The 1,337-nt window shown below is 42.6% G+C and carries 2 protein-coding genes; one reads left to right on the forward strand and one right to left on the reverse strand.

What is annotated here, in order from left to right:
• Nucleotides 1-809: transposase (locus tag QUB16_RS32620; protein ID WP_333322497.1), on the reverse strand; the 809-nt coding region annotated here is incomplete at its 3' end.
• A gap of 52 nt (nt 810-861) precedes the next feature.
• Between QUB16_RS32620 and tnpA the strand changes: the two genes are divergently transcribed.
• A complete protein-coding gene (tnpA, locus tag QUB16_RS32625) occupies nt 862-1,260 on the forward strand; it encodes an IS200/IS605 family transposase (protein WP_333322499.1) in 399 nt (132 codons plus the stop codon).
• The last annotated feature ends 77 nt before the right edge of the window (nt 1,261-1,337 follow it).

Raw genomic sequence — 1,337 nt, forward strand, 5'->3', positions numbered from 1 at the left:
AAGTCTTCTAAAATAATCACTTGGTTTTCGTTGACTATTTTGGTTGACAATTTGTGCAGGAAATCTTTCCGGGTATCAGCAATGCGGTTATGCAACTTAGCAATCTTGATTCGTGTTACGTTTCTCCTTTTGGAGTCTTTTGGCTGGCGAGCTAATTGACGCTGGAGTTTGCGGATTTTTCGGTCTAACTTTTTATAGCTAGGACTCTCAGCTTTCTCTCCATCGCTCATCACTGCAAAAGTTTTTATTCCCAAATCGATTCCGATACTTTGGTTTTTGGCATCAGAATGAACGGGTTGAACTTCTACCACAAAGCTTAGGAAATAACGATTTGCACAATCTTTGACTACCGTGACTGAGCTAGGTTCAGATGGGAGTTCTCTTGACCATATTGGCTTGACAATACCAATCTTAGCTAAATAGACACCGCCATTTTTAAAAGAAAAGCCTCCAATCCGAAATCTGGCAGATTGGCTATTTGTTCTTTTCTTGAACTTAGGATAACCCAGTTTACGACCTTTTCGTTTCCCTTTACAGGAATCGAAGAAGTTCTTGAAAGCTGTTTCTAAATCTGCTACAGATTGCTGTAGAGGGATATTAGAAACTTCGCTCAGCCCAACTCTTTCTTCGGTGTTTTTCGCTTGGGTTATTACGATTTTTTGCAGATCGGCTGAACTTGGCTTTTTTTCGGACTGCTTGCAGAGGGCTAGACTATCGTTCCAGACCACCCGGACGCAGCCGAACAGCCGAGCTAAACTCTGCTTCTGTTCGGTCGTCGGATAAAATCTGTACTTGAATCTCGCCTTCATGGTTATACTGAATATTGGTCTGTAGGTTTGATTATATATTGGTTGGCAAGCAATGACAACAGTTTACCGTCGAGAGCGCCATTCTGTTACAGAACTTAAAATACATTTGGTCTGTATAACAAAATATCGTCGGTCTGTATTTACGAGTGAAAGTCTTGATTTGATTGAAAAGTCGTTTCGAGAGGTAGCCCAAAAAATGAACTTTCAAGTGCTAGAGTTCAATGGGGAAGCTGATCGCGTTCATGCGCTGATCGAGTATCCGCCTAAATTGTCGATATCTCAAATAGTTAACGCACTCAAAGGCGTTTCCAGTCGTCGTTACGGACAAGCTGGACACAAAAAACCCCACAAAGAAGCATTGTGGAGTCCTAGTTATTTTGCGGTTTCTGTGGGGGGCGCGCCTTTAGAAGTTTTGAAGGAGTACATTAGAAATCAAGAAAAGCCGTCCTAGAAGGACGGGGCTTGTATCCGCGCGACCTGAAAGGTCAACTAAACCGCAGCACCGATGCTGCTCGATGATTCTCTTCA

The organism is Microcoleus sp. D3_18a_C4 (genome assembly GCF_036702415.1).
Taxonomy (GTDB): Bacteria; Cyanobacteriota; Cyanobacteriia; order Cyanobacteriales; family Microcoleaceae; genus Microcoleus.

Excerpts from the sequence above, each read along its gene's own strand:
- tnpA (WP_333322499.1), top strand. The coding sequence starts at position 862 with ATGACAACAGTTTACCGTCGAGAGCGCCATTCTGTTACAGAACTTAAA.